The following is a 23,482-nucleotide window of genomic DNA, read 5'->3' as shown; positions in this document are numbered from 1 at the left end:
GTGGTCGTGGCCCCCACCGACCTGCCGGACACCCTCCGCCTCAGCCTCCTGGACAGGTCCCGGACCCGCGTCGGCGAGTCCCATGCCGCCGCGATCGAGGGCACCCTGGCCCGCGCGGAGCGGGCCGACGCCCTGGGCTTCCACCGCTACTGGACGGCCGAGCACCACGCCGTGCCCGGGATCGCGAGCGGGAGCCCGCCGCTGCTGATCGCGGCCGCCGCCGCGCGCACCGACCGCATCCGCCTCGGCTCCGGGGGCGTGATGCTGCCCAACCACCGTCCGCTGATAGTCGCCGAGCAGTTCGCCATGCTCGAGGCGATGCACCCGGGCCGTATCGACCTCGGGGTGGGACGTTCGCTCGGGTTCACCGCACCGGTCCGTGCGGCGCTCGGCGTCGCCGAGTACGACACCGACGCGTTCGCCCGCGACATCACGGCGGTGCAGGACTTCCTCCACGGTCGGGGGCCCGTCACCGCGCTGCCGGTCCTCGAGGTCCCGCCCCCGTTGTTCGTGCTCGCGACCGGTCGGGGCCTGGAGGTCGCCGCACGGGCCGGACTGCCCGTCGTGGTCGGGGGACCGAGGCTGCTCGCCGACCCGTCGCCCCTGGATCGCTACCGCGAGACGTTCCGGCCGAGCGAGGCCACGCCGGAGCCCTACGTGGTGGTGAGCCTGGAGGTGATGGTCGCCGACTCGGTCGGGACCGCGCGACAGCTGCTCCTCCCGGAGGCGTGGGCGATGGCGGAATCCCGGGAGACCGGGGAGTTCGGCCCGCTGCGGTCCCCGGCGGAGATCCTGGACCGCAGATTCCGTCCGCAGCAGCTGCGCCGGGTGGAGGACTGGATGGCGGGGGCCGTCCAGGGGGACGCGGAGAAGGTCGCACGCGAACTCGCCGTGCTCGTCGAGCGGACCGGGGCCGACGAGATCATGGCGTCCACCTCGACTTTCGACCGCGACGACCTCGCCCGGGCCGACGCGGCGCTGGCCGAACTGCTCCCCGGCTGACCGGTACCGCACGGCTCGCGGGTGCGCGTCGTCACGCTGGCCTAGGCTGGAGGGTGTGCGCCCACCTCCACAGGGGTGCGGCGCCCCGAGATGCGCACGTCGCACAGCCGAGAACCCTGGAGGAGACCACATGCCCATCGCAACTCCCGAACAGTACAAGGACATGCTCGACCGGGCCCGTAACGAGGGCTTCGCCTACCCGGCGATCAACTGCACGTCCTCGGAGACCATCAACGCGGCCATCAAGGGCTTCGCCGATGCCGGGTCCGATGGCATCATCCAGTTCTCCACCGGCGGTTCCGAGTTCGGCTCCGGCCTGAACGTCAAGGACATGGTCACCGGCGCGGTCGCGCTCGCCGAGTTCGCGCACGTGGTGGCGGCGAAGTACGACGTCCTCGTCGCGCTGCACACCGACCACTGCCCCGAGGACAAGCTCGACGGCTTCGTGCGGCCGCTCATCGAGATCTCGCAGGAGCGCGTCGACCGCGGCGAGAATCCGCTCTTCCAGTCCCACATGTGGGACGGCTCGGCTACCCCGCTCGACCGCAACCTGGAGATCGCCAAGGAGCTGCTCGAGAAGACGGCAAACGCCAAGCAGATCCTCGAGATCGAGATCGGCGTCGTCGGCGGCGAGGAGGACGGTGTCGAGAACGAGATCAACGAGAAGCTCTACACCTCCCGTGAGGACTTCGAGGCCACCATCGACGCGCTCGGTGCCGGCAACACCGGGCAGCGCTACCTGCTGGCCGCGACCTTCGGCAACGTTCACGGCGTGTACAAGCCGGGCAACGTCAAGCTCAAGCCCGAGGTGCTGAAGATGGGCCAGGACGTCGCGGTCGAGAAGCTGCGCCTCAACGCCGGTGATCTGCCGTTCGACTTCGTCTTCCACGGCGGCTCGGGCTCGGCCAAGAGCGAGATCGAGGAGGCGCTGTCCTACGGCGTTATCAAGATGAACGTCGACACCGACACCCAGTACGCGTTCACCCGGCCGATCGCCGCGCACATGTTCGGCAACTACGACGGCGTCCTCAAGGTCGACGGCGAGGTCGGCAACAAGAAGGTCTACGACCCGCGTTCCTACCTGAAGAAGGCCGAGCAGGCCATGTCCGAGCGCGTCGTCGAGGCGTGCAACGACCTGAAGTCGGCCGGCAAGTCCAAGGGTGCCGCTGCTTGATCGAACGCTGTTTGAGTGAACGCTGCTTGAGTGAACGCTGCTTGATCGAATGGGCCTGACCGAGCACGGCCTGATCAGCCGGGCTGGTCAGCCTGCCTGACGGTCGGATCTCATCGCGGCCGGACACCGCCCCATCAGCGGCGCTCCTCCACCCGGAGGGGCGCCGCTGTCGTGTGTGGACCACTCGCCGCGGAATCGAACTCTTGTGCTACGCGGAGGGGACCGGTAAGATCGCCTGTATGTTCGAGTCGGGCGCGACGCTGAAGGGGGTGCGGTGGTGAGCGAGGAAACGGGGACGACGACGACGAGGTCGGCTTTCGCCGGGGCGCTCCGCGCGGTGCCGGAGCCCCTCGACACCCTGGGCGCCGAGGCCCTGAGCGAGGTGGCGCGCTCGGCGACGCTGGCGCAGAACCTGGCGGCGGCGACCCGGCTGCAGGCGGCCCACCTGTTGGTCCAGGCGATGGGGAGTGTCGACAGGGGCTCCCCGGGGCCAGCCGATACGCCGCCGTTCGGGGACTCCCGTCCCGCCTACTCCCGGCTCGAACCCACTGAGCGTGCGCGCAACCACCTGGCCGCGGCCATGTCGCTGACCGGGTGGCACGCTGCCCGCCTGGTCACTGCCGGTGTGCAGATCCACACTCGCCTGCCGCGTCTGCGCAAGGCTGTAGAACGCGGACTGTTCCCCGAACAGTTGGCGATCGACGCCGCCTGCCGTCTGGCAGAGGTGCCCGACACGATCATCGGCGCGGTGGAATCGGACGTCGTCGGCGCCCTGACCCGAGACCTCGACGGGGGCCACCGCCCCAGTCGCCCCGACCTGGACTCCGCGGTCGACGGGTCCCGGGAGCGTCATGACCCACAGGCCGCCGGCGACGCCGTGGACGCCGCGGTCGAGCAGCGAACAGTGCGGTTCCGCCCGGCACGCGACGGCATGACCAGCATGTGGGCCTCGCTGCCCAGCGGGGACGCCGAGAAGCTCCGCCGCCGGATCGACTCCGCCGCCCGCGCTGCCTCGGAGTCGGGCCACCCCCGCACGCGCGACCAACTGCGCGCCGACGCCCTGTGCGCACTCGGGGACCCCACGACCAACGACATCGGCACGAGCCTGTACGACGCGGAAGAGTCGGCGGGCGCGGGCGATGCCACTGCTGGCACCCGCGCCGGCGCAGGCGCCGACAGGCCCCCGCTGGGAGCGTCGTGGGGCACCGAACAGCCCATCCGGATCTCGATCATCGACAGCATCGCCCAGGGTCTGCCCAACCGCGTGCAGTTCGTGCACGGCGCCTATTCGAGCTTCGACTGGCTGTGTGAGGAGCTCCTGTCCGGCGGCGACTCCAGGGTCAGGTTCGAGATGCTCGACCCGCAGCCGGGTGTCCAGGACACACCGGACGCGGTGCTCAAGTACTTCATCACTCCGGCGCTGGCCGAGCGAATCCGGCTCCGCGACGGCACGTGCCGCCACCCGGGGTGTACGGTCGACGCCCACGACTGTGAGATCGACCATGTCATCGCCTTCGATCATCAGCGACCTGACCTGGGCGGACCCACCGCCGAGTGGAACCTCGTGTGCCTGTGTCGCAAGCACCATCGGGAGAAGACCTTCGGGCACTGTGCCTACCGGCCCGGACCGCTCGGCGAGCTGACCATCATCACCGAGACCGGTCACGAACACCGCACCACACCACACGGGCCGCTGGCCCAGGCGCGCGACCGGATTCTCGACCACCGATGGCGACAACACGTCGACCGTCTCATCGCCGACGACGGCCACCTCACCAATCCGCCCGGCATCGAGCGGGACTACCGCGCCGGCCGAGACGGTTCCCGGCCAGCCTGACTGCCAGCGGCAGACCCGGCCCGCCTGACCGTTGGCGGGTCGGGTCGCCCTCGACGGGTCGGGTCAGCCCGGCTGCTGGTCCTGCGGGACCGCGCCCATCCCGACTCCGGGCTGGCACATCTTCCAGGCGCCATCCTCGTCGCGCATGTGAATCTGCTCCGGGCCCGTCCCGTCGGACGCCGACTCCACGGTCGCGGTCGCCTCGGCGCCGTTGTCACTGATCTCGACCCCGAGCACCTCGAGATCCTGGGGGAACGAACCCGCGATCGATTCGCGGAACATCGAGTCGAGGTCCGAGCCCGTCGCCTCGCTCGACGCGGTGATGGTGTCGACGAGCTCCTGCGGCACGCGGTTCTCCGCGCACATGTGCCCGTTGAACTCGGCGAACGACTCCGCCGAACTCATGCTCTCCAGCGTCTGCTCGACGTCCCGCTCGGCCCGCGCGGACGACGACAGCGGGCCCGCGAGGAAAAGCCACGCGAGCGCGGCGATCACGAGGAGCGCCACGACGACGGCCGCCGCGACGGCCACACCGCCCCGCCAGCCGCGACCGCCTTCCCGGCCGCTGTCCGGACGTGCCCCACACTCCGGGCCCCCGCCCGGCTGTCCCGCGGGGTTCGGATCCCCGGCGGCCGGCTGCTGGCTCGTCGTCGTCATTTACTACTCCCGGTGCGCGTCGCCGGCCCCGGACGGGCCGCGTCGACCCGCCACCGTAGCGGACCGACCTGTGATTCCGGGGGTGCAGGGGCGCTGACTCCGGGGATGCGGGTGCGTTGCCGCCGCGACAGTCCGCCCGATCAGGGGAGCGGGCCCGCGGGCTCCAGGCGGTCGGTGCCGTGCCGGGCGCGCCAACTCGCCATCGGGTACGCACCACTGTTCGGGTCCTCGCGGGCCACGAGCGCCCAGTAGTCGGCGTGGGCGTAGTCGCTGGTGAACTCGACCACCGTGAAGCCGTGGCGGTCGAGATCGGCCCAGCGGACGTGCCGGTTCGCGGCGGTCAGGGCGCCCTGGGCGGCCTGTGAGAGCGGGTTGCCCTCGGGTAGTCCGCCCACCATGTCGTTGATGTTGTTGCTCGTGATGGACGGGGTGACGAACTCGACCGCCCCGGTGCCGGCCCCCGGGTAGTCGGCCGGGTCGAACGGCACCTCGTTGGCCCAGGACGTGTGGATGTCGCCGGTGAGGAAGACGTGGTTGCGGTTGCCGGTGGCGCGGATGACCTCGAACAGGCGGCGGCGCTCACCGGCGTACCCGTCCCACTGGTCCGAGTTGTAGGTGATGCCCTCCCGCGGGACCCCCAGGAGTTCGGTGAGCGCGCCGGTCGTGCGTGCGTCCAACGGCGGGATGAGCACGGGCGAGACCATGACCGAGTTGCCGATGACGTTCCAGCGGGCGGTCGACGACCGCAGCCCGCGGGCCAGCCAGTCGAACTGCTCGGCGCCGGTCATCGTGTTGGTCTGGTCGATCGCCAGGCCGTTGAACCGATCGGGGCTCTCGGAACGGTACGAGCGCAGGTCCAGCATGCTGATCTCGGCCAACGACCCCCAGCGCAGGCGCCGGTAGAGGTGCCCGCCGTCGCGCAGCGACTCCGGCCGGACCGGCATCCACTCGAAGTACGCCTGCGAGGACGCGGCCTTGCGGTCTGAGAACGGGCCCTCGTGCGGCTGGTGGTTCTCGGCACCGTGCTCCCACGAGTCGTTGGCCAGCTCGTGGTCGTCCCACGTGCAGATCCAGGGGACGTGCGCGTGCAGGGACTGCAGGTCGGGATCGGTGTGGTACTGCGCCAGCCGGATCCGATAGTCGGCCAGGGTGACGATCTCGTGCGGTGGTTCGTGCGGGCGTATCGCCCCGATGGCGGCGGTGTACTCGCCGCGGCCGTACTCGTAGATGTAGTCACCGAGCTCGATGATCGCGTCCAGGTCCCCGCGCGCCTCGAGGTGGCGGTAACCGGAGAAGAAGCCGGCCTCCCAGTTGGAACACGACACCACGCCGACGCGCCAGCGGCCGGTGGCGGGCATGGCGCCGTCGGCGGGAGCGGTGCGGGTGCGCCCGGTCCGCGAGACCTGACCGAGCGCGCGGAAGCGGTAGTGGTACCAGCGGTCCGGCGCCAGTCCGGTGCAGTCGAGCTTGACCGTGTGGTCGCGGCCGGAGTCGGTGACGACGGACCCCGTGCGGACGAGGGAGGTGAACCCCGGGTCGGTGGCGACCTCCCAGGCGACGACGACGGGGTCACCGATCCCGGAACCGGGGCTCGCCTGCGGGGTGGGCGTCACGCGCGTCCACAGGATGACGCGGTCCGCCATGGGGTCGCCCGAGGCGACGCCGTGCCGGAAGACGGCTCCGGCCGGGGCCCCGCCACCTCCTTTGCCCCCGGCAGCCGCGGCCCCGGCGACGGCGGTGCGTCCGGCCAGGGCACCGGTCCCGACGGCGGCACCGGCCAGCGCTCCGGCCCGGAGGAGGGAGCGCCGGCCGATGCCACCTGTGGGATGGGAATCGGCGATGCGGGCGGTTCCGGCGATGTGGGCCGACCCGGGAGACTCGGGCGAGGGGGCGGGAGACGCGGTCACGCGTTCAAGTCTGTCCCCTCGGGTGACGTCCGGGAGCGGATTCGCCCCAGACGTCACCGACGGTTCACTCGCCGGCGACCTGCGCGTCCTGTCCCGGCGTGGTGTCGGCGCCCACCACGAGCTCCTCGATCTCGGTCTTCTCCGGCGTCGAGAGGTACCGCTCGCGCGAATCGTCCAGCTCCTGGAGCCACGGGGTGTGGTGGACGGTCGCCATGGTGCCGGTGAGGACGGAGCGGTACGGCTTGTCCCGGTAGGTCAGGATGTTCTTCTTCTTGTCCTTCTTCCAGGCGAGGAAGATCTCGACCACCTCGTCGAGGTCGAACATCGGGTAGTCCGTGGCCTCGATGAGGTCGCGGACGTAGTCGGCCTGGAAGCGCACGTCGTCGGCGTCGCCCTCCAGCTCCTGGAACCGGTTCCGCCAGGCCCGCATGTGGGCGACCCGCTCCTCGGCGGACGGCAGCTTGGCCCGGCCCAGGATGAGGTCGCGGACATACCAGGCCTGGGCGTCGAACATGTTGAAGGTGAACCACTGGTCCTGGGCGCCGAGGTAGTAGACCTTGGGGTTCTTCTGCCACACCACGCCGCGGTAGAGGCCGGCGGGGTAGATGTTGTTGGGCGACTGCAGCGACAGGTCCGCCGGTAGGAACGGGTACTTGTGGAGGTAGCCGGTGCACAGGATCACGGCGTCGAACTCGCGGGTCTCGCCGCCGGTGAAGTGGACCGTCTCGCCGTCGAACCGCTGGACGAGCGGTAGTTCCTCCATCCCGTCCGGCCAGTCGTAGCCCATGGGGGCGGTGCGGTAGGAGATCGTCACCGACCGGGCGCCCATCTTGAAGGCCTGCACGCCGATGTCCTCCGCGGAGTAGGAGGCGCCGATCAGCAGGACGCGCTTGTCCGCCAGCTTCTCGGCCCCGCGGAAGTCGTGGGCATGGCGGACAGACCCGGGGAACGTCTCGATGCCCTTGAAGTCCGGGAGGTTGGGGTAGGAGAAGTGGCCGGTGGCGACGATGATCCGGTCGAACTCCGACGAGGTGGTCTTGCCGGACCTGAGGTTCTCCACGGTGACGGTGAAGGTGTCCAGATCGCGGTCGTACTCCACCCAACGGACGGCCGTGGAGAACTGCACCTTGTCCTTGACGTCGGACCCCTGGACCCGGCCGTCGATGTAGTCCCACAGGACCTCACGCGGCGGATACGACGAGATGGGCCTGCCGAAGTGCTCGTCGAACGTGTACTCGGCGAACTCGAGCGCCTCCTTGGGGCCGTTCGACCACAGGTTGCGGTACATGGAGGAGTGGACCGGCTCGCCGTACTTGTCGGTGCCGGACCGCCAGTTGTAGTTCCACTGGCCGCCCCAGTCGTCCTGCTTCTCGTAGGCCACGATCTCGGGGATCTTGGCCCCGGATCGCTGGGCCGATTCGAACGCCCTCAGGGCGGCCATTCCGCTCGGCCCGGCTCCGATGATCGCAATACGCTGTCTAGACACGCTTTTCCTTCCGGCCCACGTTCGGCCTGTTCGTTCGCTCCGACTGGTGCCGGTGGAAGCTCGTCCGACGCGGGGACTGGATGAGTCCGCGTAACGGGGCCTCGACACCGGGACCACGATCGCTCCGAAGGGGCGTGAAACCACTGCCCGCGACGAGCGCACGGCGCCACGTCCGGGGCGCCGCATGCCCCCGACCTTAACAAATGGGGGCAGGGGAGGCGATGCGGCGGATTAGTGGACAATGGGGGCATGACCCAGTTCGGAGATCTCCTCGGCCCCCCGCCCACCCGTCTCACCGGTGACCCGGAGGCGGAGGCCGCCGTCGCCGCGGGGGAGGATCCCCGTACCGTGGCGGCCTCCCACCCCACCGCCTCGATCGCGTGGGCCGAACTCGCGGAGCGCGCACTCGACTCCGGCGAGGTGATCAGCGCCTACGCCTTCGCCCGCACCGGGTATCACCGCGGACTGGACCAGCTGCGGCGCCACGGCTGGAAGGGCTTCGGGCCGGTGCCGTACGACCACGAACCCAACCGCGGCTTCCTCCGTTGCGTCGCCGCGCTGGCCCGCGCCGCGCAGTCGATCGGTGAGGAGGACGAGTACATCCGTTGTCTGGACCTGGTCAATGAGTCAGACCCGCACGCCGCCGCGTCTCTCGGCCTGGCGTGACCGACTGGACGCCCGCGCGCTGGGCGTCTACGCCGCGCTGCCGGGCCCGCTGAGGGCGCGCGCCCGGCGACTCGGTTACGCGTTCCTGCCGATCCTGCAGTGCGGTCTCGCCGCGGGACTGGCCTGGTTCCTCGCGCACGACGTGCTGCACCACTCGGCACCCTTCTTCGCTCCCATCGCGGCCGCCATCGCCCTCGGCACCGGTATGGGGCGTCGCGTCCGGAGGGGTGTCGAGCTGGTGCTCGGCGTCATCGTCGGCGTCGGGTTCGGTGACCTGCTGATCCGGGAGATCGGCTCCGGGGCGTGGCAGATCGCTCTGGTGGTGATCCTGGCGATGTCAGCGGCGGTGTTCGTCGACCGGGGGGCGATCACCGGCACCCAGGCGGCCTCCTCGGCGATCCTCGTGGCGACGATCCTGCCGCCGGGCAGCGCGGGCGGCTACGAGCGGATGCTCGACGCGGCGGTGGGTGGGGTGGTCGCGCTGGCCGCGATGGCACTCATGCCCGTCCATCCCCTGCGCCGCGCCCGCCGGGAGGCGGCGTCGCTGCTGGGCGTGGCGTCGTCGGTGCTCGCCGAGGTCGCGGACGGGTTGGAACGGCGCGACTCGGAACTCATCCGCTCCGCCCTGCAGGACGCCCGCGACACCCAGCCGGCCGTCGACGCGATCTCCGAGCAGCTCGCGGGGGCGCGGGAACTGGTGCGGATCTCCCCGTTCTACCGGCGGCGGCGTCCGGAGGAGATCGTCCTCACGGCGATGCTCAACCCGCTGGACAACGGCATCCGCAACATCCGTGTCCTCGCGCGCCGGGCGATCGTGGCGGCGGACGATCAGGTGGACGTACCGCCCGCGCTGAGTTCGTTGATCGCGGCGCTGGCCGGCGCTCTGGAGGTGCTCACACGGCGGGTGGCCGCGGACTCCGATGCACCCACGGACGCCGAGGTCCACCGCGAGTTGCGGGCGGTCGCGTCGCGCGCCAAGCGGGAGCTGATCACGGGGTCGGGCCTGACCGAGACCGTCATGCTGGCCCAGCTGCGCTCGATCCTCGTGGACATGATGCAGGTCGCGGGGCTGAGCAAGATCTCGGCCCTCGCCACGCTGCCGCCGACCGTCCGCAATCCCGCCGTCGAACCGGAACTGACGGAGGAGTGGCCGGACGCGCCGGACCGACCGGCGCCGGTGATGCCGCCGCTCAGGGCGACACGAGCCTCCATGGCTCGGTATGACGATAGAAAGTCGTCCTCTTGATGGCCCGCCGACCGGTGAGTCCGTCCCGGGTGAGCAGGCCGGCCTCGGTGCCCAGTTGCACCGCCCGGGCCGCCACCCACTGCCGGCGACGCAACCTGCGGGGCCGCGCGGCGGTGGCCCGGACACCGGGCAGCTCGGGTGTGGGCCGGACGGTGAGGGTGTCCGTCTCGCCGGAGAAGACCACGGTGTCGTCGGCGTAGGCCTCACCCACGAGTCGGTCGCCCTCGGGGCCGCGTACGAGGGCCTCGCCGACGAGGGCGGTCCCGGTCTCGTCGCGGACGAGCGGCACCTCACGCGACGTGCCCCGGATGCCGAGCTTGGCCGCCTCCGATCCTGTCGGTAGCCCGTACGCGCGGGTGGCGGGGGTGGGCTCGTCGGCGACGTAGGCGATCTCCGCGTCGAGGTTCTCGGTCCGCAGCAGGCGGGTGAGCACGGCGGCCAACGCGGCGTCGGTGCCGCAGAGGACCAGTCGACGCCCCGGGCCCACCTCGGCCAACGCGCGGTTGACCTCGTCCTTGGTCGGCACCTCGCTGACCTGGATGCGGGGGCGCTCAGCGAGAACCGTCGGGACCGGGGCCGAGCCGCAGCGGATGACGATCATGACCTCCATCATGACCGCAGCTGATGGCGGGGGCGAACCTGGGGCAGGATGGAAGCGTGGTTGGACAGGCGCGCAGGATCGATCTGAACTGCGACCTCGGCGAGGCCCGCCGGGGGACGCCGCGGTGGCCCGCGTCACTCGCGCCCGGCGCCGGGCCGGATCCCGACGACGCCGCGCTGTTGGACGTGGTGACATCCGCCAACGTCGCGTGCGGCTTCCACGCCGGCAACCGGCCCACCATGATCGCCACGGCCGTCGCGGCCGCCGAGCGCGGCGTCGCCCTGGGGGCCCACCCCTCGTACCGGGACGGCGCCAACTTCGGGCGTATCGAGCACGACCTCGACCGCGAGGAGGTCGCCCGTCTCGTGGAGTTCCAGCTCGTCGAGCTCGACATGGCCGCGCGACGGCACGGGACGCGGGTGCGGTACCTCAAGCCACACGGCGCGCTCTACAACCGTATCGTCCGCGATCCGGAGCAGGCCGCGGGTGTCGTGGACGCCGTGGTGCGGTACGCCGAACTCGCCTCGGAGGAGCCGGTGCCGATCCTCGGCCTGCCGGGTGCTGTGGTGCTGTCCCACGCCGCGGCCGTCGGCGTTCCCACGGTGACGGAGGCGTTCGCCGACCGCGGGTACCGGCCCGACGGCACGCTCGTGCCCCGCGGCGAGCCGGGTGCGGTGATCTCCGGTGTCGACGAGGTCGCCGAGCGCGTCGTGGCCATGGCGACGGGGGAGTCGATCACCACCGCCGAGGGAGCGCGGGTCGTGGTGGCCGCCGCCTCGGTGTGTGTGCACGGGGACACCCCCGGCGCCGTCGACCTGGCGCGCCGCGTGCGCGCCTCGCTCGAGGAGGCCGGCGTGGAGGTGGCGCCGTTCGCCGCGCCTCACGTCCCGCCGCGCGGCCCCGTGGCGCGCGGGACCGGGCGTGATGCGGTGGGGGACGGGCCGGCGGGGGAGTCCGGCCCGGGATGACGACGACGAGGATCCGCCGCTGCGGGGAGACCGCACTGTTGCTCGACTGTGCCGATCTGGCCGAGGCGGTCTCGTTGGCCGCGAGGATCGAGCAGTGGCGACCGGACGCCCTCGACGTGGTGGCGGCGGCCCGCACGGTGCTGGTGACCGTGCGCGACTCCTCTGCGTTACCCCGACTGCGGCGGCGACTGGAGGCCCTGCTCGCGGACCCCGCTGATCACCCCGTCGCTCCGCCGCCCTCCGGCAATCTGCCCTCCCGAAATCGGCCCTCCTCAAATCGGCCCTCCCGAGATCGGCTATCCGGATTCCGGATCGGCGCTTCTGATCCGAATAGCGGATCCGGAGGGGGAGTAGCGGATGTCGGGGATGCGGGCGCGAATGCGGGCGGGGACGCGGGCGCGGAGGCGGGTGCGGCGTCGATGGGCAGCTCGGGCGCGGGAGGGGGCGTCGTGACGATCGACGTCCGCTACGACGGGCCCGACCTTGCCGCGGTCGCCGACCTCGCCGGGATGTCCACCGAAGCGCTGGTCCGCACGCACTCCTCGATCACGTGGCGGGCCGCGTTCGGCGGGTTTGCGCCGGGCTTCTTCTACCTCGTCGACGCGCGGGAGCTGGACGCGGGCGGGGCGGATGCGGGCGGGGCGGATGCGGGCGGGGCGGGTGTGACCGAGGCGGCCCCAGGGCCGTCGGCGAAACCCGCTTTGCCTGCGGTGCCACGGCTGGACTCGCCGAGGGCGCGGGTCCGGGCCGGGTCTGTCGGCCTGGCGGACCGCTTCTGCGCCGTCTACCCCGGGGCCTCACCCGGCGGGTGGCAACTGCTCGGTACCACCGACGCCCGACTGTGGGACCTCGACCGGCCCGACCCGGCCCTGCTCTCCCCCGGGATGGCCGTCCGGTTCCGCGAGGTGGGCGGGCGCGGGTTCCGCGAGATGGGCGGACGGACGGCAGGCGGCGCCTCGAGCCCGGACGCAACCCGATGAGCCTGCTCGTGCTGCGGGCCGGACCGTCCGCGCTCGTGCAGGACCTCGGCCGCCCCGGCCACGCCTCGGTCGGGGTGACCGCCTCCGGGGCCGCCGACCGCGCCGCCGCGGCCACCGCCCTGCGGGCCGTCGGCACCGACCCGGCGGCCGCCGTGCTCGAGGTGTTGCTCGGCGGGCTGGCGGTCAGGACGGATGAGCCCGTGGTCGTGGCGGTCACGGGAGCGGAGGCCCTCGTCGTCGTCGTCGTCACCCCCGACGGTTCCCGACGCACCGTCGCCACCGGCGAGGTCCTCCGACTGGACGCCGGGTCGACGCTGGAGATCGGGCGGCCCGTCGCCGGGGTGCGCAGCTACGTTGGCGTGCGCGGGGGAATCGACGTCCCGGCGGTGCTGGGCAGTCGATCGCGCGACACCCTGGCAGGGCTGGGTCCACCGCCCGTCGTGGCCGGCGACGTGCTGGACGTCGGCGACGCCGTGGTGGGGCCGTGGGCAGACGGCTGGCAGGTCGCCGCCGGCCGGGGTGTGGTCGGCGGGGGCGCGGTCACCGGCGCCAGGGAATCCGTGGAGCTGGACGTCATCCCCGGGCCGCGCGACGACCTGTTCCCGCCCGCCGCGTGGGACGTGCTCGCCGCGACCGGGCACGTCAGCGGGCACGCCGACAGGGTGGGCGTCCGCATCGACCCCGCCCGGCCCGTCCCGCGCCTCGACACGCGCGAGATCCCCAGCGAGGGCATGGTGCGCGGCGCGGTGCAGATCCCCGCTGACGGCTCACCCGTCGTGTTCGGCCCCGACCACCCCGTCACCGGCGGCTACCCGGTGATCGGGGTGCTCACCGCCCGCTCGGCGGACAGGATCTCGCAGCTCCTGCCCGGAACGCCCGTGCGACTGCGCAGGCTGCGGGGGGTCGGCGACTAGGGTGAGAGCGCGGATGCGACTACTCTGGAGCGCTGGTGTGCGCGGAATCACGACAATGTGCCCGTCCCTCACCGTGTAGACGACTCTTTTCGAGGTGAAAGCGAACCATGCCAGCGATCGTTCTGATCGGCGCCCAGTGGGGCGACGAGGGCAAGGGTAAGGCCACCGACATCCTGGGCGGCCGCGTCGAGTACGTGGTCAAGCCCAACGGCGGGAACAACGCGGGCCACACCGTGGTGGTGAGAGGCGAGAAGTACGAGCTCAAGCTCCTGCCCGCCGGCATCCTGTCGCCCACGGCCACCCCGGTGATCGGCAACGGCGTGGTGGTCAACCTCGAGGCCCTGTTCGAGGAGATCGACGGCCTCGAGGCCCGCGGCGCCGACACCTCCCGGCTGCGCATCTCCGCCGACGCCCACCTCGTGGCCCCGTACCACCAGGCGCTGGACAAGGTCACCGAGCGATTCCTGGGCAAGAAGGCCATCGGCACCACGGGCCGCGGCATCGGCCCCACCTACGCGGACAAGGTCTCGCGGGTGGGCATCCGCGTGCAGGACATCTTCGACGAGTCGATCCTGCGCCAGAAGATCGAGGGCTCACTGCACCTCAAGAACCAGATCCTGGTGAAGATCTACAACCGTCGAGCGGTCGAGGTCGAGGAGATGGTCGAGTACTTCCTCGGCTACGCCGACCGGCTGCGGCCCATGGTCTGCGACTCCGCCCTGATGCTCAACCAGGCGCTGGACCGCGGCGAGTCCGTCCTCATGGAGGGCGGGCAGGCCACCATGCTCGATGTGGACCACGGCACCTATCCGTTCGTCACCTCGTCCAACCCCACTGCCGGCGGCGCCTGCGTGGGCGCGGGCGTCGGCCCCACCCGGATCACGCACTCGCTGGGCATCGTCAAGGCGTACACCACCCGCGTGGGCGCCGGGCCGTTCCCCACGGAACTGTTCGACAAGTGGGGCGAGTACCTGCAGGTCACCGGCGGTGAGGTGGGCGTCAACACCGGCCGCACCCGCCGCTGTGGCTGGTACGACGCCGTGATCGCCCGCTACGCAGCCCGCGTCAACGGTTTCACCGACTACTTCCTCACCAAGCTCGACGTCCTCACCGGCATCGGCGAGATCCCCATCTGCGTGGCCTACGACGTGGACGGCGTGCGGCACGACGAGATGCCCATGACGCAGACCGACTTCCACCACGCCACGCCGATCTACGAGACCATGCCCGGCTGGGACGAGGACATCACCGGGGCGCGCGAGTTCAGCGACCTGCCGCCCGCCGCCCGCGACTACGTGCTGCGGCTCGAGGAGCTCGCCGGTTGCCACATGTCGTACATCGGCGTGGGCCCGGGGCGCGACCAGAACGTGGTGCGGCGCGACATCCTGGGGTAGGGCGGGCACCGGTCCGCTCAGGCCGACCGCGTCCCCCGATCGCCCGCGCTGGGGCAGGTGAGGCTCATGTGGCTAGTGGGGGCGGACTTGGTGTGAACGTACGACACATGTCGTCAGAACGGGTGACAACGCGCCCCGGATCGCCGGGGTGAGATGGGAGGCGAGCGGCCGGAACCGGCCGACCCCCTCGAGAACGGAGCATCACATGCGTTCCTCCACCCGCCTCGGAGTCGTCGCCGCGGCTGCCGCCATTGCCTCGGTCACCGCCTTGTCGGGCGCGGCCAGTGCCCAGATCGGCGGAGACACGGGCAGTGTCGCTGCGGGCGACTTCACCACGAAGTCGCCTTCCATCCTGGTCTCCGACCGAACCGATGACGGGGTCGAGGTGACGTACACGAACAAGACCGACCGGTCCGTCGCATGCATGGGGTACTCCGCGCCGGCAGAGGTCATCAAGGCGTTCGACGCGCACGTCGATCGGTACGGGGTTAACAGCCTGACCGCGGACGCCAGCGAGGCGATGAGCGACACGCTCGAGAAGTACGAGACTGAAGAGATGGCCGCGCGGATCTTTGGGCTACTCTTCGACGGTACGGTCGTCGGTGCCACCGGCGGCGGAGTCGGCTTCGACCCTGAGCTCCCCGACGTGTTCATCGACCGCGATGAGTCCATGACGTGGGACGTGCCCGCCCCGACCGGCTACCAGGCCGAGGCGTTGGTCCTGTGTGTCGAACCCAACGAAGAGTTCGACTACGAGGCCGTCGAGGGGCAGGATGCGATGCCGTTCTCTTATGCTGAGTACGTCTCCACGACCCAGGGGCGGGGTATTCTCGGATCGCTCGACGTCGGGGGCTCGCTCGGTAGCCTGACCGGTTCGCTCGGGAGCTGACGAGCCCGGATCCACCTCACCCCCGGCGCCCGAGCTTCGCCGGGGGGTGAGGTCTGTATTCCGGGATCTGGTCGTGGATCAGGGCGGCGGGCCGGGAATCTGAGGCAGTTCGAAAGCGGTGCTGGCAACTCCAGCGAACCGCCGTCAGCGCTCCCGGAGCCCGGCGCGTCGCTGGGCTTCGGCGCACTGCGGTCGGCCACTTATCGGTGCCGGAGATCGGGACGGCGACCTGAGACGTCACGCAACACAGTCGTTGCCAGCGCCCCTCGATAAGGAAGGATTCAGATTTTTAAGGTGTCAAGGTGATTCACGCCATGTGTTAATGCGGTTAGCATCGGTCAGCGTGGCCGAGATTCGGCCGCTGTTTCGCAACGCAAGGGGGCCTAATCCATGCGTCTTACCACCAAGCTTGGTGCTTCCATCTCCACTGCGGCTCTCGGTGCCGCTGCAGTTCTGGGCGGTGCCGGGGTCGCCCAGGCCCAGTCGCTCGGTTCGCTGGGGTCGTCGGCGCCCGACGCTGTCACGCTGACAGTCGCGGGCGACACCGAGGTCGTGGGCGGTGAGATCACCAACAACACGGAGGCGGATCTCACCTGCGTTATCCGCGTCACTGACGCGGACGTTGTGTCGGACGTCGAGAACGCCATCGATGAGGACACGACCTTCACCGAGGCATGGGCCCAGTACGACGACGAGATCCAGGCCGCCAATGCCGAGGGCAAGAACGCCCTCGCCTCGGCGACCGTTGCGGCCGGCGCAAGCGTCGACTGGACCGGCGTCGGCAGCTACGATCCCGAGGCGGACTACCGCTCGGGCGCGGTCGCGACCTGCGGTGACGAGGTCGCCTTCGCCTACGAGCCCGGCGGGCTCTTCGGCTCGCTCGACATGGGTTCGCTCGGTAGCTGATAAGCGGAGCACCTGAGCGCGACGCCCCGCCACCACACGAGGTGGCGGGGCGTTTTGCGTTCACTTGCTGGAGTGGGCCGTCAGTCCAGGTTCTTGAACGCGTTGCGGACGGCCTCCAAGGCATCCTCGAGGCCGAAGCCGGCGCCCGACGAGCGCTCGACGAACTCCTCTGCCGCCCGCGTCAGCGCTGCGTTGGCCATGTCGGCGGCCGCCACGAACGTGCCCGAGCGACCGCGCCCCTCGAGCACGCCGGCCTCCTCGAGTTCGCGGTACACCTTGGCAGCGGTGGCGGTGGAGACACCCACCTCTTCGGCCAGCTTCCTCACAGCGGGCATGCGGGTTCCCGCCGTGAGTTTCCCGCGTGAGACCGCCTCGACGATTTGGCCCTTGAGCTGACGGAACGGCGGGTCGGACGATGCGGGATCGACGATCAGGACGACCCCGGCCACGCGGGAACCACCAGCCGGAGGGCTATCGTTCGCCGATCGAGGCGCGGCCCCCGGATCGGTCATGCTCAGGCCCACACCTGGTCGATCGCGGCGGCCTCGGTCGGGGGCGCGACCGGCACCGCGGGGGCCGGAGTGCGAGAGAAGCGCGGCGCGGGCGCGGGCCCGGCATCGCCGGCGACCTCGACGAAGGTCTCGCGCGCCACGTTGTGCGGATGGTCGAGCGCCTCGGTGTAGGTCAGCACCGGCGTGGTGCAGGCGTCGGTGCCGTAGAACAACTCGGCCCACTCGTCACGGGGCTTCTCGGCGAACTTCCCGGCGATGATCTCGCGCAGTTCCTCCCAACGGTCCATGTCGAACTGGCCGGGCATCCCCTCGCCGTTGATGCCCAACAGCCGGGCGAACTCGGCGTAGAACTGCGGCTCAAGGCAACCAACCGCCATGTACTTGCCGTCCGAGCAGGTGTAGACGTCGTAGAACGGGTACCCGGTGTCGAGCATGTTGGTCCCGGCGACGTCCGACCACTGGCCGCGGGCACGCATCGCCCACTGGAACTGGCCCAACACCGATGCGCCGTCAGTCATGGCGGCGTCGATGACCTGCCCCTGGCCGGAGGTGGCGCGCTCGATGATCGCGGCGAGGATGCCCTGGATGAGGAACATCGAGCCGCCGCCGAAGTCGCCGACGAGGTTGAGCGGCGGCACGGGGCGCTCGCCCTTACGGGCGATCGCATTGAGGTGGCCGGTGAGCGAGATGTAGTTGAGGTCGTGGCCGGCGGTGTGGGCGAGCGGGCCGTGCTGGCCCCAGCCGGTCATACGGGCGTAGACCAGGCGCGGATTAAACTCGAGGCACTCGTCGGGGCCCAGCCCCATGCGCTCGGTGACCCCGGGGCGGAATCCCTCGACCAGCACGTCGGCTCTGCCGATGAGGTCGCGAACCTGCGCCAGCCCCTCGTCGCTCTTGAGATTGGCCTCCACCACGGTCCGGCCGCGGCGGGTGATGTGCGCCCAGCCGCCGACCTGGGTGGCGAGCTCTCCGGGGCGCATGACCGTGACGACGTCGGCGCCCAGGTCCGCCAGCATCATGCAAGCGTGGGGGCCGGGGCCGATGCCATTGAGTTCGACGACGCGGATGCTGGCAAGGGGGCCGGAAGAGGAACTGGTCACAGGTGTGCCCTTTCGTGTGGCTTTGAACACACATTATCGCCTAACCGTCGAGCGGGTTAGAGGCAGGTGGCCGGTACTGCTGTTGCGCCTGTGGCCAGCGATGATAAGAAAATTAACATTTAGTTATAGAACCCTAAAGTTTGCGCCGCTTACGACCCCTGTCGGTGTGATCTATGCCACGCTCAACGTAGGCGTTCACCGGAGCGTCTGCGAGTGTCACCGCGGTCCTCGATGTGGTGACTTTCCCTCACTGCAAGGAGCATTCATGTTCGTTCGTAACCGATTCCTGGCCGGAGCATCGGCCGTCGCCCTCGCTGCCGGAACCACCTTCGCGGGTGCCGGCATCGCCTCCGCCCAGGATGACGAGTCGACGGGTTCGCTCGGCAGTAGCTCGATCAACCTCGGCGAGATCGCCGGGGATCTCGAGACCGCCGGCGAGGCTCTCAGCGGCCCCGTCACGGTCGCGCCGAATGAGGAGGGTGGCCCGACTGTCACCTATACCAACGAGTCGGATGCCGACCAGCGCTGCCTGGGGGCCACCGCCCCGTACTCGACGATCGAAGACAACAACCTCGAGACCGACTACCCGGAGGGCGACCTCGCGGCCGGGATCGCGCTCATCACTGCCATCGAGGCGGGCGGCGGACTGACCCACCTTCTCGCAGACGCGGAGGGAGCTCCGACCGTGGAGCTCGATGATCCCGTGGTCGAGAACAACGTCGTTCAGAACGTTTTCCCGTTCGTGTTCGGTCAGCCGGGCCGCTCTGTCCTGGTCGAGGCCGGGACGGATGTCACGTGGACCGCGCTGTCCCCGGAGACGCCGGCCGTCGGCATCGTCCTCTGTGTCCCCGTGAACGAGGACGGCACGCTGGGCGGTTTGATAACCAACTTCGGTATCGATCCGCAAGTGGTCGCGGACCAGATTAACGGTCGTGTCCCCGGCGGTTCCGTGGAGCCCGTCTCCGCGGGATCCATCTCCGGCGGCAGCGTCGAGATGGGCGCTAACGTCCTCGGTTCGCTCGCTGCGGCCAGCTCGGAGGACGGAGAGGGCGAGGGCAGCTCGTTCATGAGTTCCGGGTTCAGCGAGGCCGGCAGCGGTGGAGACGACACCGACGACCTCCCCCCGCTTGAACCGGCGGAGTGATCGCAACGCACCACAATGTTCGACCGGTCGGGCCCGGCACCTCACGGTGCCGGGCCCGATAGTCTGTTCAGCCGCACTTCGGCCGTCGTCGCAGGTCTACTAGCGTGGTCGACATGACCGACCCCCACGATCCCCTCGCCCCGCCCACCGTGGACCGCTTCGGCACGCCGGGCACGCCGACCGCGACCCGCGTGATGCTGCTCGGCTCGGGGGAGCTGGGCAAGGAGGTGACCATCGCGCTGCAGCGTCTGGGCGTCGAGGTCATCGCGGTCGACCGCTACGACGGTGCCCCGGCGCACCAGGTCGCGCACCGCTCGCACACCATCGACATGACCGACGCCGACGAGGTGCGCCGGGTCGTCGAGCTGGAGAAGCCCGAGGTGATCCTGCCGGAGATCGAGGCCATCGCCACCGCCTCGCTCGCGCAGATCGAACAGGACGGCCTCGCCCGCGTCGCGCCCACCGCCCGCGCCGTGCACCTGACGATGGACCGCGAGGGCATCCGCCGCCTCGCCGCCGAGGAGCTGGGCCTGCCCACGAGCCGCTTCGCGTTCGCGTCCTCACTGGAGGAACTGCAGGAGGCGTGCTCCCGGATCGGGTTCCCGTGCCTGGTCAAGCCCACCATGTCGTCGTCGGGCAAGGGACAGTCGTCCCTCCACGGTCCCGAGGACGTGGAAACGGCGTGGGACTACGCGCAGTCCGGCGCCCGCGTCGCGGGGGCGCGCGTAATCGTGGAGTCGTTCGTCGACTTCGAGTACGAGATCACCCTGCTCACCGTGCGGAGCGTCGACCCGGAGACGGGGCAGATCCGCACCGACTTCTGCGAGCCGATCGGCCACCGCCAGGAGCGCGGCGACTACGTGGAGTCGTGGCAACCGCAGGCCATGACCCAGGACGCCTACGACTCGGCGCGGTCGGTCGCGGCGCGGGTGACGGGCGCGCTCGGCGGGGTCGGCGTGTTCGGCGTGGAGCTGTTCGTCAAGGGCGTCGACGTCTACTTCTCCGAGGTCAGCCCCCGTCCCCACGACACCGGACTCGTGACGTTGCGCAGCCAGGTGCTCAGTGAGTTCGAGATGCACGCGCGCGCCGTCCTCGGTCTGCCGGTGGTCACCACCATGGCCAGTCCGGGCGCGTCCGCGGTGATCTACGGCGGCACGGGGATCGCGGAGGACGGCACCGAGGGCGACGGGACCGTCGAGGGCGTCGGCTTCGCCGGTGTCGCCCGCGCGCTCGCCGTGCCGGAGTCCGATGTCCGCCTGTTCGGCAAGCCGTCGGCCAGCGAGTTCCGCCGGATGGGCGTGGCCGTCGCGACCGGCGAGGATGTCGAGATCGCCCGTGAGCGCGCGCGTGAGGCCGCCTCGCGTGTGACGGTGGTGAGGTAGGTGCGGCCGGTGATCGTGGGTTGGGAGGGCGCCGCGAGATGACGACGACGAGGTCCGCGGCAGACGACGCACGCGATCTGCCGAAGGAGCCGACGGCGCCGTGGATCCTGACGCTGTCCGTGGCAGTGATCCTGGTGTGGCTCGGCGTGCTGGCCTGGCAGGTGGCCGTCCTGCCGGATCGGGTGCCGACGCACTTCGGCGCGGGCGGCGAGGCCGACGGTTGGTCGACCAGGAACGGCGCGTTGGCGTTCTCCGCGCTACTGCCGCTGTTGGTCGTCCTGCCGATGCCGCTCATGTCGAGGCTGGTGGTGTCGGCTCCCGAGTTCATCAACGCCCCCAACAAGCAGTGGTGGACTGCCTCCGGAGCCCGACTGCGCAGGTTCGAGAGGTTGCTGCGTGAGGACCTGTGGCTCATCACCGCGTTGACGCTCGCGCTGCTGGTGGCGGGACAGGTGGGCATCGTGATGGCTGCCCGGTCCGGGACCGATCAGATGCCGGGGTGGGCGCTTCCGGGTGCCCTGGTGGTCTTCATCGTCGGGCTGGGAGCGGTGCTCGCTCGCATGTTTGTCGGCGGGCGGTACGCCGAACAGCCCGACCTGCGCTGAGAGACGGACCGGCTCGCCCGGGCCTGTGAATGGTCGTCGACCTCATCCACAGGCCCCCGCTGGCGGGCCCTGTGCGTCGTACTCCGCCCATAGCGTGACCTCTCGAACGGCCCGGATGCCCGGGCCGGAGGGGAGTGGGGACGATGGCGGAGCAGGGGGAGCGAGCCGGTGGCGGGGTCGCCGCGCCGGGCGCCACGGCCGAGGCGGGCCCGCTGGGGGCCGTGCTCCTGGCGTTCGAGCAGACGGCGGTGACGGCCGAGGCGGCCCGGGTCCGCGACGCGGGCGTGGACACGGCCGCCAGTGCGGCGGATCTGGTCGCGGCGCTGGAGGAGGCGTCAGCGGCGGCTGCCGGCATGGCGGCCGGAGGTGCGGGGGCGCTGCTCACCGGTCCCGCGCTCGCCGAGTGCGCGGACCTGCTCGCCCGGCGGGCCCGGGAGCACGAGTCGCAGAGCCGGCGGATCGCGGAGGCGATGGCCCGGGCCGCCGGACTGCTGGCGGAGGCGGATGAGGAGGTGGCCCGCGGTGTCACCGGGACAGCGGGCTGAGGCGCTGGTGGTGGCGATCGACCACGCCGAATCGCGGGCGGCGGCGGTGGGTCGGCGGATCGCCGAGTCGGCCGAGGACCTCGACATGGTCGCCCGCCGACTGGGCGGCGCGGTGGCCGGTGACGGGATAGGCAGCGGCGCGGCGGTCGGTGGAATGGCCGACGAGGGCGGGTGGTCCGGCCACGCGGGGGCCCGGGCGCGCAGCCGCGCTGCTGACGCTGCCGCCGAGGCCAGGATGGTCTCCGGCAACTGCCTCTATGTGGCCGACGTCCTGCGGGCCGAGGGGGCGCGGCTGGCGCGGGCGGTGATCAGCTGGAGCGACGACGAACTCGCCGCGCCCGGCACCGGGGACACCATGGCGGTGGGGGAGGCGGATCGCGGCCTGGCGAAGCGGCTGCGCGAAGCTGCCGACCATCTCACCGGGCACACGGATCCGGCGACGCGCCCGTGCATCGACCTGTCGGGATCGACCGACGACGATCCCCGGGCGGTCGCCGAAGTGTGGCACGGGCTGGGGCCTGCCGACCGGGCCAGGCTGGCCCGAGACCACCCTGAGCTGGGCTCGGTGGACGGCCTGTCGTCGGTCACGCGGGATGCGATCAACCGGACCCGATTGCGCCGACTGCTCGACGCGGCCGATACCGGCGCCGGCGGAGACGGGCTCGACGGTGTCGCGCCGGCCCTGTCGGCGTTGGCCGCGCATCTCGAGGCCGACCCGCGACGGCATCTGCTCGACCTGCACCCGGACGGTCGCGCGGTGGTCGCGAGCGCCGATCCCGACACCGCCGACCGGGTGGTCACGCTCATCCCGGGAACGGGGTCGTCGCTGGAGACGCTCGCTCGTACCGCCGGCCGGGCGGAGGCGGTGTGCGAGGCGGCCGCCTCGGGCCTCGACGGGGCCGGCTCGAATCCCGGTGCCGCCGACTCCGCACCCGGTGCGGCTGTCGAGTCCTGCGTTGCGGTGTCGTGGCAGGGCTACGACGCGCCCGCCGACGTCACGGCCGCCGGCTCCTCGACGGCACCCGCGCGAGCGCATGTCGCGGACCTGCGGACGTTCGCGGCGGGCCTGGACGCGGTGGAGCGCGTGGACGGCGACGATGCCCCCCACGCCGCGGTGGGGTACAGCTACGGGTCCGTGGTCCTGGGGGTGACCGCCGCGGACCCGCTGGGGCTGGCAGCCGACCGGATGATCCACATCGGCAGTCCCGGCGCGGGTGTCGACTCGATCGCCGTGCAACGGGTCGACGAGGCCGGCGTCGCGCGTGGGGCGGGACAGGACGAGGTGGTGGGAGTCGCCTCGCGCTGGGATCCGGTGCCGTGGTGGTCGGTCACCGGCGTGCTCGGCGGACGGCCGGGCACCGGGGAGTTCGGCGGGCTCGCGGTGGACGTCACCGAGCCTGGCTCGGGCGCCGACTCTGTGCGCAGCGCGCACTCCCGCTACTTCGACCCGGGCACGGTGTCACTGGACGAGATCGGCCGGCTCGTCGCGGAGACGGACTGATCCCGGTAGCGATAGCGCCCCGCATCCCCAACACCGACAGCGCCCCGCATCCCCGACACCGACAGC

At 71.1% G+C, this 23,482-nt stretch carries 22 protein-coding genes; 16 read left to right on the top strand and 6 right to left on the bottom strand.

The window, feature by feature from the left end:
• Positions 1 to 6: 6 nt before the first annotated feature.
• From AB5G72_RS15225 to AB5G72_RS15215, 3 genes are all read left to right on the top strand, one after another.
• Positions 7 to 1,002 carry an MsnO8 family LLM class oxidoreductase gene (locus AB5G72_RS15225; RefSeq protein ID WP_206472904.1) on the top strand — a complete coding sequence of 332 codons (996 nt, stop codon included), beginning with the start codon at positions 7 to 9 and terminating at the stop codon, positions 1,000 to 1,002.
• 130 nt (positions 1,003 to 1,132) lie between these two features.
• Positions 1,133 to 2,176: a class II fructose-bisphosphate aldolase gene (gene fbaA / locus AB5G72_RS15220; RefSeq protein ID WP_440220295.1), complete on the top strand. Its 1,044-nt coding sequence runs from the start codon at positions 1,133 to 1,135 to the stop codon at positions 2,174 to 2,176.
• A 277-nt stretch (positions 2,177 to 2,453) separates the two neighbouring features.
• On the top strand, positions 2,454 to 4,013 hold the full coding sequence (locus AB5G72_RS15215; RefSeq protein WP_440220294.1) for a DUF222 domain-containing protein: 1,560 nt from the start codon (positions 2,454 to 2,456) through the stop codon (positions 4,011 to 4,013).
• Between the two features lie 63 nt (positions 4,014 to 4,076).
• Here AB5G72_RS15215 and AB5G72_RS15210 read toward each other — a convergent pair whose 3' ends face one another.
• From AB5G72_RS15210 to AB5G72_RS15200, 3 genes are all read right to left on the bottom strand, one after another.
• Positions 4,077 to 4,670: an Rv0361 family membrane protein gene (locus AB5G72_RS15210; protein ID WP_440220293.1), complete on the bottom strand. Its 594-nt coding sequence runs from the start codon at positions 4,668 to 4,670 to the stop codon at positions 4,077 to 4,079.
• A 140-nt stretch (positions 4,671 to 4,810) separates the two neighbouring features.
• Positions 4,811 to 6,529, bottom strand: a complete 1,719-nt coding sequence (locus tag AB5G72_RS15205; RefSeq protein ID WP_440221514.1) for an alkaline phosphatase D family protein — start codon at positions 6,527 to 6,529, stop codon at positions 4,811 to 4,813.
• A 112-nt stretch (positions 6,530 to 6,641) separates the two neighbouring features.
• Positions 6,642 to 8,063, bottom strand: a complete 1,422-nt coding sequence (locus tag AB5G72_RS15200) for an NAD(P)-binding domain-containing protein (RefSeq protein WP_440220292.1) — start codon at positions 8,061 to 8,063, stop codon at positions 6,642 to 6,644.
• A 249-nt stretch (positions 8,064 to 8,312) separates the two neighbouring features.
• Between AB5G72_RS15200 and AB5G72_RS15195 the strand changes: the two genes are divergently transcribed.
• The gene (locus AB5G72_RS15195) at positions 8,313 to 8,729 is read left to right on the top strand and encodes a DUF3151 domain-containing protein (protein WP_067719394.1); all 417 of its coding nucleotides are present in this window, start codon (positions 8,313 to 8,315) and stop codon (positions 8,727 to 8,729) included.
• Positions 8,686 to 9,975: an FUSC family protein gene (locus tag AB5G72_RS15190; protein WP_067719391.1), complete on the top strand. Its 1,290-nt coding sequence runs from the start codon at positions 8,686 to 8,688 to the stop codon at positions 9,973 to 9,975. The genes AB5G72_RS15195 and AB5G72_RS15190 overlap by 44 nt, the downstream gene beginning before the upstream one ends.
• On the opposite strand, the gene AB5G72_RS15185 is transcribed toward AB5G72_RS15190, so the two are convergent.
• Entirely contained in the window at positions 9,920 to 10,576 is a 657-nt protein-coding gene (locus AB5G72_RS15185) for a hypothetical protein (RefSeq protein ID WP_440220291.1), read from the bottom strand. The two genes, AB5G72_RS15190 and AB5G72_RS15185, sit on opposite strands and share 56 nt — an antisense overlap.
• A 56-nt stretch (positions 10,577 to 10,632) precedes the next feature.
• Here AB5G72_RS15185 and AB5G72_RS15180 point away from each other — a divergent pair, with 56 nt between their 5' ends.
• The 6 genes from AB5G72_RS15180 (at position 10,633) to AB5G72_RS15155 (ending at position 16,627) form a co-directional block, all read left to right on the top strand.
• Positions 10,633 to 11,544, top strand: coding sequence for a LamB/YcsF family protein (locus AB5G72_RS15180; RefSeq protein WP_440220290.1), 912 nt, complete (start codon positions 10,633 to 10,635; stop codon positions 11,542 to 11,544).
• Between the two features lie 38 nt (positions 11,545 to 11,582).
• Positions 11,583 to 12,524, top strand: coding sequence for a 5-oxoprolinase subunit B family protein (locus AB5G72_RS15175; protein WP_440221513.1), 942 nt, complete (start codon positions 11,583 to 11,585; stop codon positions 12,522 to 12,524).
• Positions 12,521 to 13,438: a biotin-dependent carboxyltransferase family protein gene (locus AB5G72_RS15170; RefSeq protein ID WP_440220289.1), complete on the top strand. Its 918-nt coding sequence runs from the start codon at positions 12,521 to 12,523 to the stop codon at positions 13,436 to 13,438. The genes AB5G72_RS15175 and AB5G72_RS15170 overlap by 4 nt, the downstream gene beginning before the upstream one ends.
• Positions 13,439 to 13,545: 107 nt before the next feature.
• Positions 13,546 to 14,832, top strand: coding sequence for an adenylosuccinate synthase (locus tag AB5G72_RS15165; protein ID WP_440220288.1), 1,287 nt, complete (start codon positions 13,546 to 13,548; stop codon positions 14,830 to 14,832).
• Between the two features lie 205 nt (positions 14,833 to 15,037).
• Positions 15,038 to 15,721, top strand: a complete 684-nt coding sequence (locus AB5G72_RS15160) for a hypothetical protein (protein WP_440220287.1) — start codon at positions 15,038 to 15,040, stop codon at positions 15,719 to 15,721.
• 390 nt (positions 15,722 to 16,111) lie between these two features.
• Complete coding sequence (locus AB5G72_RS15155) at positions 16,112 to 16,627, top strand: hypothetical protein (protein WP_120286410.1); 516 nt, start codon at positions 16,112 to 16,114, stop codon at positions 16,625 to 16,627.
• Positions 16,628 to 16,707: 80 nt separating this feature from the next.
• Here AB5G72_RS15155 and AB5G72_RS15150 read toward each other — a convergent pair whose 3' ends face one another.
• Entirely contained in the window at positions 16,708 to 17,076 is a 369-nt protein-coding gene (locus AB5G72_RS15150; protein WP_440220286.1) for a GntR family transcriptional regulator, read from the bottom strand.
• Between the two features lie 65 nt (positions 17,077 to 17,141).
• On the bottom strand, positions 17,142 to 18,239 hold the full coding sequence (locus AB5G72_RS15145) for a CaiB/BaiF CoA transferase family protein (protein WP_440220285.1): 1,098 nt from the start codon (positions 18,237 to 18,239) through the stop codon (positions 17,142 to 17,144).
• Positions 18,240 to 18,504: 265 nt separating this feature from the next.
• Here AB5G72_RS15145 and AB5G72_RS15140 point away from each other — a divergent pair, with 265 nt between their 5' ends.
• The 5 genes from AB5G72_RS15140 (at position 18,505) to AB5G72_RS15120 (ending at position 23,416) form a co-directional block, all read left to right on the top strand.
• Positions 18,505 to 19,383 carry a hypothetical protein gene (locus tag AB5G72_RS15140; protein WP_440220284.1) on the top strand — a complete coding sequence of 293 codons (879 nt, stop codon included), beginning with the start codon at positions 18,505 to 18,507 and terminating at the stop codon, positions 19,381 to 19,383.
• Positions 19,384 to 19,496: 113 nt separating this feature from the next.
• Complete coding sequence (gene purT / locus AB5G72_RS15135; protein ID WP_440220283.1) at positions 19,497 to 20,765, top strand: formate-dependent phosphoribosylglycinamide formyltransferase; 1,269 nt, start codon at positions 19,497 to 19,499, stop codon at positions 20,763 to 20,765.
• A gap of 38 nt (positions 20,766 to 20,803) precedes the next feature.
• Entirely contained in the window at positions 20,804 to 21,370 is a 567-nt protein-coding gene (locus AB5G72_RS15130) for a DUF1648 domain-containing protein (protein ID WP_440220282.1), read from the top strand.
• Positions 21,371 to 21,513: 143 nt separating this feature from the next.
• Positions 21,514 to 21,915: a hypothetical protein gene (locus AB5G72_RS15125; protein ID WP_132062461.1), complete on the top strand. Its 402-nt coding sequence runs from the start codon at positions 21,514 to 21,516 to the stop codon at positions 21,913 to 21,915.
• Positions 21,893 to 23,416: an alpha/beta hydrolase gene (locus AB5G72_RS15120; RefSeq protein WP_440220281.1), complete on the top strand. Its 1,524-nt coding sequence runs from the start codon at positions 21,893 to 21,895 to the stop codon at positions 23,414 to 23,416. The genes AB5G72_RS15125 and AB5G72_RS15120 overlap by 23 nt, the downstream gene beginning before the upstream one ends.
• The last annotated feature ends 66 nt before the right edge of the window (positions 23,417 to 23,482 follow it).

This window comes from Dietzia sp. MNB45, from assembly GCF_051994785.1.
Taxonomy (GTDB): domain Bacteria; phylum Actinomycetota; class Actinomycetes; order Mycobacteriales; family Mycobacteriaceae; genus Dietzia; species Dietzia kunjamensis.
The sequence above is the reverse complement of the archived record's forward strand: the minus strand, read 5'-3'. Positions and strand labels throughout refer to the sequence as shown.

What these genes read in the sequence shown, in the direction of transcription:
- fbaA (WP_440220295.1), top strand. Translation starts at nt 1,133, where the DNA reads ATGCCCATCGCAACTCCCGAACAGTACAAGGACATGCTCGACCGGGCC.
- AB5G72_RS15210 (WP_440220293.1), bottom strand. Translation starts at nt 4,670, where the DNA reads ATGACGACGACGAGCCAGCAGCCGGCCGCCGGGGATCCGAACCCCGCG.
- AB5G72_RS15185 (WP_440220291.1), bottom strand. Translation starts at nt 10,576, where the DNA reads ATGATCGTCATCCGCTGCGGCTCGGCCCCGGTCCCGACGGTTCTCGCT.
- purT (WP_440220283.1), top strand. Translation starts at nt 19,497, where the DNA reads ATGACCGACCCCCACGATCCCCTCGCCCCGCCCACCGTGGACCGCTTC.
- AB5G72_RS15190 (WP_067719391.1), top strand. Translation starts at nt 8,686, where the DNA reads ATGAGTCAGACCCGCACGCCGCCGCGTCTCTCGGCCTGGCGTGACCGA.
- AB5G72_RS15165 (WP_440220288.1), top strand. Translation starts at nt 13,546, where the DNA reads ATGCCAGCGATCGTTCTGATCGGCGCCCAGTGGGGCGACGAGGGCAAG.
- AB5G72_RS15160 (WP_440220287.1), top strand. Translation starts at nt 15,038, where the DNA reads ATGCGTTCCTCCACCCGCCTCGGAGTCGTCGCCGCGGCTGCCGCCATT.
- AB5G72_RS15170 (WP_440220289.1), top strand. Translation starts at nt 12,521, where the DNA reads ATGAGCCTGCTCGTGCTGCGGGCCGGACCGTCCGCGCTCGTGCAGGAC.
- AB5G72_RS15140 (WP_440220284.1), top strand. Translation starts at nt 18,505, where the DNA reads ATGTTCGTTCGTAACCGATTCCTGGCCGGAGCATCGGCCGTCGCCCTC.
- AB5G72_RS15155 (WP_120286410.1), top strand. Translation starts at nt 16,112, where the DNA reads ATGCGTCTTACCACCAAGCTTGGTGCTTCCATCTCCACTGCGGCTCTC.
- AB5G72_RS15125 (WP_132062461.1), top strand. Translation starts at nt 21,514, where the DNA reads ATGGCGGAGCAGGGGGAGCGAGCCGGTGGCGGGGTCGCCGCGCCGGGC.
- AB5G72_RS15130 (WP_440220282.1), top strand. Translation starts at nt 20,804, where the DNA reads ATGACGACGACGAGGTCCGCGGCAGACGACGCACGCGATCTGCCGAAG.
- AB5G72_RS15195 (WP_067719394.1), top strand. Translation starts at nt 8,313, where the DNA reads ATGACCCAGTTCGGAGATCTCCTCGGCCCCCCGCCCACCCGTCTCACC.